This is a genomic window from Bradyrhizobium sp. Mp27 (genome assembly GCF_029953005.1).
Lineage (GTDB): Bacteria > Pseudomonadota > Alphaproteobacteria > Rhizobiales > Xanthobacteraceae > Bradyrhizobium > Bradyrhizobium barranii.
In genome coordinates, this window is sequence record NZ_JASAUS010000232.1 from 1 (window position 1) to 8,181 (window position 8,181).

Below are 8,181 nucleotides of genomic sequence, written 5' to 3' on the forward strand. Positions count from 1 at the left end.
CGTCAGGCGGCGAAAAGCCGAAGGCAATCCTGTGCGCCTCGTCAGACAAGATGTGCGGCCGCATCAATCGGGCCCAAAAGCCGCACTCTCACGAATAGGACGGGCTAGCGTCGGCAGCCCGATTATCGATCGTTGATCGCATGCTGCGCCGCAGCGGGCCTCGCGTGCTGCGTCGTTTCGCCTCATGAGCGCCTGCCGCTTGAGCGCCGTTCGCAAAACGGCCTTCCCACGACTTAACACCGCAACCTGCGGGTGCTAGACTGCGGCCTTTCTAACGGAGGAGTAATATTATGCGTTGCGTTTTAATTGCTCTCTTTGCTTTCTTCGCCCTCTGCAATTCGGCCTCGGCGTGGGGCGACATCGGACATAAAATTGTCTGCGAGATCGCCTTCAGGCTGGCGCAACCCGACACGCGAGCCGCAATCCGGAAGCTGATCAGGTCCGACAGCGAATTCGACACCTTCTCGGAATCCTGCGTTTTCCCGGATCATCCGCGCAAGCGCCCTTCGGAGCATTTCGTCAATCTGCCGCGCGATTCCAAAGGCCTCACATCGGATGAATGCCCGACCGCGCCAAAATGCGCGCTCACTGCCATCCTGAATGACTCGAAAATCATCGCGTCCAAGGACGCGAAGAAGGCGGACAGGCTGATCGCCCTCAAGTTCCTCGGACATTGGGTCGGCGACATACACCAACCTCTGCACGTTTCGTTTGAGGACGACCGCGGTGGCAATGAGATCACGGTCGTCGGAGAATGCTCGTCGAACCTGCATTCGGCCTGGGACAGCTGCCTCGTTGAGGCAGCCGTAGGCACCGACGTTTCCGACGCGGTCGATCAGCTTGTTGACGCGATCACGCAGGAAATGGAATCGAAGTGGAGAGCTTCAGAACCGCGGGAACGGGCAAATGAATCCTTCGCTATCGCCGAGAGAGCCAAGACCGGCTATTGCGTGATCCACGGCAAGTCCTGTGACAGACCGGCGGGCGACGTGACGATCAATGCCGCATATCTTCAGGCCAACAAACCAATCGTGAAGGAGCAGTTGCAGAAGGCCGGTGTGCGACTGGGCAAGCTTCTTGACACAGTGTTCGGCGATTGACGGTTTCGCATTTGGGATTGCTGACGTCTTGCGTCGAACCAGTCGCGCCACTCTCGGCAGGCCGGCGCGCCTGGGGGCAGGGTCGTCTTTTTTTGGAAGTAACATCGTCTATTTTTTTCCTTGAAGCGTGACCGGGAGGCACAGATGAGCAGGAAGGAAGCCGCTAGCGGTCCTATGCGCGTGAGCGCAATCGCGGGCACTCGCGTGGTGCTGATGGCGCTGGATATCGATCCCGGCAACCGCGAGGGGCTCAGGGGCTTCGCTTTTCAGGTCAAAGGCGGGGGACAGACCCATTGGCTCACCGGCACCAAGTATTTTGAAAGTCTCGTCCCGAGCCCTGTGAAGGGAGACAAGTACTCAACGCTTGAGCACCCGATCCAGAGCTTTCTCTGGTCCGATTACGAGGCCAGACCCGACACGAAATACGAATATACAATCGTCGCCATGTACGGCGCGCCCGGAGCGCTTGAACAAAGACACAAGGTCACCTTTGAGATAAAGACCGAAAAGGAAAACGACGGCAAGCACGGCATCTGGTTCAACCGCGGCGTAGTGGCGAGCCGGGCCTACTCGGTCGAATTCCAGAACCGGGCACTGACCGAGCAGATGTACAATCAGGTCGATGACAAGAACCGGGTAACCGAAGAAACGTCGAAATGGCTGTCGCGGGGACTTGAGGAAGCGTGCGTCGGCTATATCAACGGCGTTCCGCCCGGAGAAAAGCTACGCGTCGTCGCTTACGAGTTCACATACATTCCTCTGTTGAATGCTCTCAAGGTGGCCATCGGCCGCGGCGTCGACGTCAAAATCATCTACCACAAGACCAGCGCGAATGACGGCGCGATCGATGAAACCGGCCTGCCGCGTTCGAGGTTGATAGAGCGGACCCGGCCGCAGACACCGCACAACAAGTTCATGGTCTGGCTGGACGCAGACGAGCGGCCAAAAGCAGTGTGGACAGGATCGGTGAACTTCACCCCCTCCGGCTTCCTCGGTCAGACCAACGTCGGACATGTCGTAACGGACAGCAGCAAGGAACCTTCCGCGATTCCCAACAAGTACTTTGCCTATTGGAAAGTCCTGTCGAAAAACCCGACAACGAAACCGGCGCGCGAGGCGGTCATTGGTTTCACTCCAAATCCGCCCAATGTCGTTCCGGCCGAGCCGGTCACAGCCGTCTTCTCTCCGCGCATCGCTGACAACCTTCTCGACTGGTACGGAAAGCGGATCGAGGACGCGCGAACATCCTCGATGTTCACCGCCGCCTTCACTGTCGATCCGATCCTTCTTCGCTCGCTCGGCAAACAGCAGGATTCCATGCGTTTCGTGCTGCTCGAGAAGCCCGCCACCGCGGCTGCGCGCAAAGCCGAGCGGGACAGCCACGGCCGCCTCATCATGTCGAACGGGTCGGTGCTCGGAAAAGTCACGGAGACTTCATTCGAGAAAAAGGAAGGCGAAGGCGGCACGAAACTCGTTCCGATCCCGAATTTTCCCCTTGAAAAGTGGTTCGTCGATGAGGAGCTGGCGCGCAAGGACGGCAAAGGTTTTGTGTTTTTCGTTCATACGAAATTTCTCCTGATCGACCCGTTGTCGAACGATCCTCTCGTCTGCACGGGTTCGGCCAATTTCTCGGGCGCATCGCTCACGGCAAACGACGAAAACATGCTCATGATCCGGGGCAACACCCGCGTCGCCGATATCTACCTGACGGAATTCGATCGCATCTTCCGCCACTTCTTTTTTCGGATGTCGGCTAACCGGGCGGCAGTGAGCGGCGAGGACGAGGAAGAGGCCAAGAGAAAGGCGGCCATCCTTGACACGGGCGCGGAGTGGCTTGTGCCCGTTTTTCAGGATGGGAATTTCAAAAGCACGCGCAGGACCATGTTTTTCGCCGACCGCGGCCTCACGTGGGCGCCGCAGGCAGCACAAGATCCTGACGTATTCGTCAACGAAGTGCAGCGGGCCAAGGACAAACGCGCAAAAGCCAGGGCCGCCAGGGATGCCAAGAAGGCCGCTGAAGGAAAGAGCGCCCCCAAGAAATCGAAGAAGGCGGCAAAGGCTGTGAAGAAAAAGGCCACAAAAAAGAAATCCAAAACGAGGACCGCGAAGAAGAAGAAAGCCGCAAAAAGGAAGAAAGCGGATGGCAAGCGCTCCGCGAAGAAGTGAGGTTAACGGCGAACACAAGATAGCCACAGGGCACGTCATGAGAACCCTCTGGTTCGCCACCCTGTCCGCGATCGGTCACGCAATGGAAGCGGTAAAGGATTATTCAGTACTGGGTGTAGCGCCGGGGGGGCTGACGGCCGGCGGCGGCGTATTCTTCGCATCCACGTTACGATCGTAACTTATGGCGAGCGCAATGCGATCGAGCAACGACAGCACCGCGTCGGTAGCGAAACCGGCCACGAGCGACAACAGCAACGGCGAGGCCGCCAAGCCCGCGGCCGGCGTGCCTGTCACGTTCACGTAGCCGATGATCAAGCCGAGGATAACTCCCAGAAAAACACGCAGAATATATCCGGTTACAACCGGCAGATTTCCCATCTTTTCGGGCGACGTTACTATGTCGCGGATGGCAAACGTCAAAGCGCCAAGCATTCCGAAGAGAATGGGAAGCATGTACGAATTCGCCAGAACATTGAAATGATCCAGCACGGCGCGAACCGTTTGAATTCGCTCGCTGGGATCATCGTCTGTTGAGACGGCCCCCGGAGGTAGGTTGACCGACCGTTTGGGACAGTCCTTTAAGCTCAGCGTTGAGGGCATGAAGGCACCTGGCAGCGCGCCTATACTGGCAAGCCTCTTTCCGGCATCGCAGACGGCCGCAAAATATCGGTTGGCTTCGTCGCGGTAGTCGCTCGCGGCATTAACTAACGCCTGCCGAGCCTCGTTTATGCTGCCAACACTTGCGTCGGGGAGGGAAACGCCGGAGTCAAAGCGGATCGTCCGGATTTCGGCCTCGCGCCGGGTTACCTCCAACTTCGTAATCGATGTTTCGAGTGTGGTGATTTGCAGCGTGACGTGCTGAAAGCTGCTATCGGCCGAGCCGATGGCGATGGCTTGCCAGAGAAGACGCCCGAAAAGAGCAAAAAGCACTAACGCGAGCACGCGCGCAAAAACATCGAGCAAACCGGCAAAGTCTAGACGAAGGTTGCTTATCGTCACCATGTGATCGCGAACCCAAAGTCGGCCAAGGGCAGGAACTTCGTTGTGCCGTTTGAACCACGCTCGCCGGGTGCATCTGACGATGCTTGGGATCCCGTTGCGCCGGGTGATCCGTTTGATGCCGTCTGCCTGCACCATGGGAGAGCCTCTTGCCCGACACGTCCACCCGAGCCGCCGATGCCCGGCCTTCCGGGTTCGCCCCCTAGACCGGGATTGCCGGCATCCGCGAGAAGCAACGCATTTTCTTGAACTTTTGCCGGATCGGATAGGACGGCGATCAGAACGCCGCCGTTGCCCGCATTTCCGCCCTGCCCGCCCGGTCCCGCAGCGCCGCCATTTCCACCCGGTTTGGCCATTCCCAGGCCCCCGTCTGCAGTCGAACGCCGACTGGCTGTTGCCGTTGATCAACCGCTGGCCGAGCTGCGCCAGTTTGCCGCCGATCTGCGCCTCGACCTGATAGCTCAGCAGCGTACCGCCTTCCCTTTCGGCCAGGTCGACCGCAGGCAGCACCGAAATACCCGCCAATGAATTCCCGTTCCTACGGGAGCGGCAATAGCGCGCCTGACTCGACCAGATTGCCGAACAGCGGATGACTGGCGAAGGCCCTGCGCCTATCAAGCAGAAGATTGTACAGACGCTGCTGTTCGGCGGTGCGCGCGGCGGCCGGGGCTGCATCCCCGAGCAGCCCGGCGATACGTTCCTTGTAAGCCTTCACCCGGTCGCGCACCACCTCGACCGGATCGGGCGCCTTCAACGTGTCGCGAAACTGCGCTGCGACCGATCCAGCCGGCGGAGCCGCTGCATCGATGGCGGCGATCACAGCGCGCGTCAATGCGTCCGGGTGCGCTTCGCCCGGGGTCACGATGAATGACGCCGGCACGAACTGCAGCAGCTTTGCGCGCTCTGCGGAGAGAATCGGCGTTTCAAGATCGGCGGCGGCGGCCGCTGCCGCAAACGCCTTCGTGACGACGTTTTCATTGACGAGCTTGGTGATCCACGCCGTATCCACGAAGGCTTGTTCGGGTGTGAACCAGGCAAAGTTGGTGTCACCGGCCACCGTGCCGAGTGCCTGTGTCGTTATCTTCACGCCCGAATTCTCGATCAGCGCCTTGTAGTCGGCCGGCTTGATGCGGGCTAAAGTTTTGAAGTCCTCTGCGTCAATTCCGCATGCCGCAAGGACTTTGGACTGAAGGAAGAAACTGTTGGGAATCTGTATCGGTGCGGACGGGCCGTCCATCGGGGTGCCTGTGAGAGGGTGCATACGGGAGAACTGGCCGGCCCCGGCGCTTATCAAATTGATCTCGGTCGTCTCGAACAGCGGCCGTAACGTGAGCCGCGCGTTCGCGACGGTGAGCTTCACGTCAGCTTGCTTGACGACCTGTTGCTCAAATCGCTGCTGAATCGCGAGATTGATCGCGATCTGGACCGATCTCTCAAAGTCCTGCGCTTGGGTGAGGTCCTGGAAATGACTGTCACTACGGACCGGCCAGCGCTGATCGGGCGCTCCCGTCTCCGACAGATAAGCGATTGGCGACGGTTGCCCGTGCCAGTTGTTCCACGGGAATAGCAACTCCTTCATCACCGGAACGCCGTTGGCATGGCAGGCGAGACAGGTGCCGGAGCGTTGCGATGGAGTTATTGCATCGATATTGCGTGAAGTTGCTTCCGCAACCCAGACCCGATCCCGAACCGTAGGGGCGCTGGGGCTGTCCTTCGGTAGCTCGATCTCCCGAAGCTTGTAATAATTGTAGGTTCCGTTGACGTCGTCCCAGGCAAGCACTTCGACATCAGGGCTATCTGGAACGGCGTCCGAACTGAAGAAGAATGACAGGAACAGTTTCGAGCCGAGCGCAATCCCATTGTTTCGGCCAACAAAATCGACGACGGAGCGCCGGGAGGCCGGCCGCTTCGTCGATTGGATTTCCTCGTCGACCACGAAGACACGCCGTTTCGCGCCTTGCGCGCCAAGAATCTGCGTCTCGATCTCGGTCAGCTTCCGGACGCTCGGACGCCGCGATAGCACGAGGCGGAAGAAAGGATCCTGGAATTTCGGCTTGTCGGCATCGGTCAGCTTGCGCGGTGCGCTGCCCTCGCACGCGAGCGGCTGACAGACAATATCGGAAGACTGCGCTGACACGCCAGCCGGCATCAAGACTGAAAGGGCGGCGGCAGTGGCTGCGATCTGAACAACTCGTTGCATGGCGTGCGCCTCTCGCTGCTAGAAATCAAACTTCCGGACCACGGCTGCCTTCATGACCGGCTTGCGCCCATCCGGGCAGCGCGGCATCAGGCGCATGAATCACGCTGGCTCCGACAATAAGAAGCTTGGAAAGCTGGGCACCGGTCTGGATCCTGTTGCCGTCGACGCGCAAATTGTCTCGAAGATTGAACACTCCCCGCCGGCCATTGCGCGAGACGACCCAGATGCCTTGGTTCGTCGCCGGATCGTTGATGTCGATCGCCTGCCCGTCCAGCGTCCATTGCGCATTGGGCTCGAGTTTGCTGATGCGGATGCCGGCCGGGTCGTCCAGCGAAAAGGAACTATTGCCACGGGCCAGATTCTGCGCAGCGCTGCACACCGCCGGGTCCGAGTTTCGCCCCGGTCCACAGGCGCCGCCGACGGACCCGCATACCTCGCCTGTCGCGACGTTGAGGTTGGGCACCCCGCATGCGCCGAGCAGGTTGAACAACGCCGACATCGTGTTGAACTGCTGTGTCAGGCAAAGAATTCCGCGTTTGCCATTGTTCCAGGGGTTTTTCGCAAGGTGCGCGAGAAATGCGCCTCCACGTGCGGATGCGCTTGCTGTCTGCGGGTTGAAGCCCGGCCCGAACAGGTCTGCATCGGTCGGATCCGCGCCCGGCACCAGATTTGCAATCTCGGCCTTTAATGGCGCCACTCCCGCTTCGGCGAGAGCCTGGAGATACTCGCTGAACTCGGTCGTGAAAGTTACCCTCCGAAGAACGCCGTTCTGCCTTTCGGCCTGCCACTCGACATATTCGTCCTGAAACCGCATGCGGTCATTGTCGATCTGTCGCTCAGTCGCCGGAGCCGTCACCGGGAATGCGCTCCACCACACGGTCGCGGTTTGCGCCTGAGTGCCTGGTGCAAGTTCATTGAACGCTTCGCGCAGCGTGTAGCCGGATGCTGCGACATTGTGGAAGCGCCGGTCGAAAAACCCGACTTTCTCACGGTAATTCTGAAGCGCACCAGCCGCCGAAAGTGCGTTTGTCCCGGTAGGATCCGAATAAGGAAACATGGCGTTCTCCCGAGAGCCGAGGGAACCTCTTCAGAGATAGCTGCAAATGTATTTTCATATTTCAAATTGAGTACATCATAGTTCGAAGGTGACGCACCATGCAATCAAAAGATGTACGGATTAAACGGTCGCGAAATCGGGCGCCGCTGTGACAGATTGACCCAACGGCCATTTCTCAGCAACGTGGCTGGATCCATTATTCTTCGAGATGAACTGCCCTGGATGAAAAAGATCGGTTTCCTCTCCTTCGGCACTGGACGCCATCGCCGCAGTCGCAGACCCGCTCCGCCGCCGACACCCTGCTGCAATCCATTGACCTTGCCGTCGCTGCGGAACAGCTCGGCGCCGATGGCGCGTATTTTCGCGTCCATCACTTTGCCCGCCAGCTCGCGTCGCCCTTCCCGCTGCTGGCGGCCGTCGGCGCCAGGACCAGCCGCATCGAGATCGGTACCGCCGTCATCGAGGGGCTAATGTGAGCGCGACGGGCGGTGCGCCGGGACAAGCACGAGCAGACCCGCTCGGCCTCATTCTGCTCTGGAGAACGTGATGACATACATAAAAAGAGAGGCCGCCTGCGTTGCCACAAGCGGCCCAAGTCTAGGGAGGAAACGCCCAAGGAGGGCAGCGATAGCGGGAGCGCTACCGCATACCCTAGCTAA

General features: G+C 59.4%; 5 protein-coding genes and 2 pseudogenes. 3 read left to right on the forward strand and 4 right to left on the reverse strand.

Annotation, left to right across the window (positions count from 1 at the left end; genetic code table 11):
* The first annotated feature begins 290 nt into the window (after nt 1-290).
* Complete coding sequence (locus QJT78_RS46240) at nt 291-1,100, forward strand: S1/P1 nuclease (RefSeq protein ID WP_281460667.1); 810 nt, start codon at nt 291-293, stop codon at nt 1,098-1,100.
* Nucleotides 1,101-1,244: 144 nt separating this feature from the next.
* Nucleotides 1,245-3,266, forward strand: a complete 2,022-nt coding sequence (locus tag QJT78_RS46245) for a phospholipase D-like domain-containing protein (protein ID WP_281460668.1) — start codon at nt 1,245-1,247, stop codon at nt 3,264-3,266.
* 99 nt (nt 3,267-3,365) lie between these two features.
* Here QJT78_RS46245 and QJT78_RS46250 read toward each other — a convergent pair whose 3' ends face one another.
* The 4 genes and pseudogenes from QJT78_RS46250 to QJT78_RS46265 form a co-directional block, all read right to left on the reverse strand.
* Nucleotides 3,366-4,403: a hypothetical protein gene (locus QJT78_RS46250; protein ID WP_281460671.1), complete on the reverse strand. Its 1,038-nt coding sequence runs from the start codon at nt 4,401-4,403 to the stop codon at nt 3,366-3,368.
* A gap of 249 nt (nt 4,404-4,652) precedes the next feature.
* Nucleotides 4,653-4,790: pseudogene (locus QJT78_RS46255) on the reverse strand (SRPBCC domain-containing protein); the annotation flags it as partial.
* Between the two features lie 13 nt (nt 4,791-4,803).
* On the reverse strand, nt 4,804-6,465 hold the full coding sequence (locus tag QJT78_RS46260) for a hypothetical protein (RefSeq protein ID WP_281460669.1): 1,662 nt from the start codon (nt 6,463-6,465) through the stop codon (nt 4,804-4,806).
* Nucleotides 6,466-6,490: 25 nt separating this feature from the next.
* Nucleotides 6,491-7,522 carry a hypothetical protein gene (locus QJT78_RS46265; RefSeq protein WP_281460670.1) on the reverse strand — a complete coding sequence of 344 codons (1,032 nt, stop codon included), beginning with the start codon at nt 7,520-7,522 and terminating at the stop codon, nt 6,491-6,493.
* A 222-nt stretch (nt 7,523-7,744) separates the two neighbouring features.
* Here QJT78_RS46265 and QJT78_RS46270 point away from each other — a divergent pair.
* Nucleotides 7,745-7,986: pseudogene (locus tag QJT78_RS46270) on the forward strand (LLM class flavin-dependent oxidoreductase); the annotation flags it as partial.
* Nucleotides 7,987-8,181: the final 195 nt, after the last annotated feature.

Coding starts and splice junctions, on each gene's coding strand:
- QJT78_RS46250 (WP_281460671.1), bottom strand. CDS start 4,403: ATGGTGCAGGCAGACGGCATCAAACGGATCACCCGGCGCAACGGGATC.
- QJT78_RS46240 (WP_281460667.1), top strand. CDS start 291: ATGCGTTGCGTTTTAATTGCTCTCTTTGCTTTCTTCGCCCTCTGCAAT.
- QJT78_RS46260 (WP_281460669.1), bottom strand. CDS start 6,465: ATGCAACGAGTTGTTCAGATCGCAGCCACTGCCGCCGCCCTTTCAGTC.
- QJT78_RS46245 (WP_281460668.1), top strand. CDS start 1,245: ATGAGCAGGAAGGAAGCCGCTAGCGGTCCTATGCGCGTGAGCGCAATC.
- QJT78_RS46265 (WP_281460670.1), bottom strand. CDS start 7,522: ATGTTTCCTTATTCGGATCCTACCGGGACAAACGCACTTTCGGCGGCT.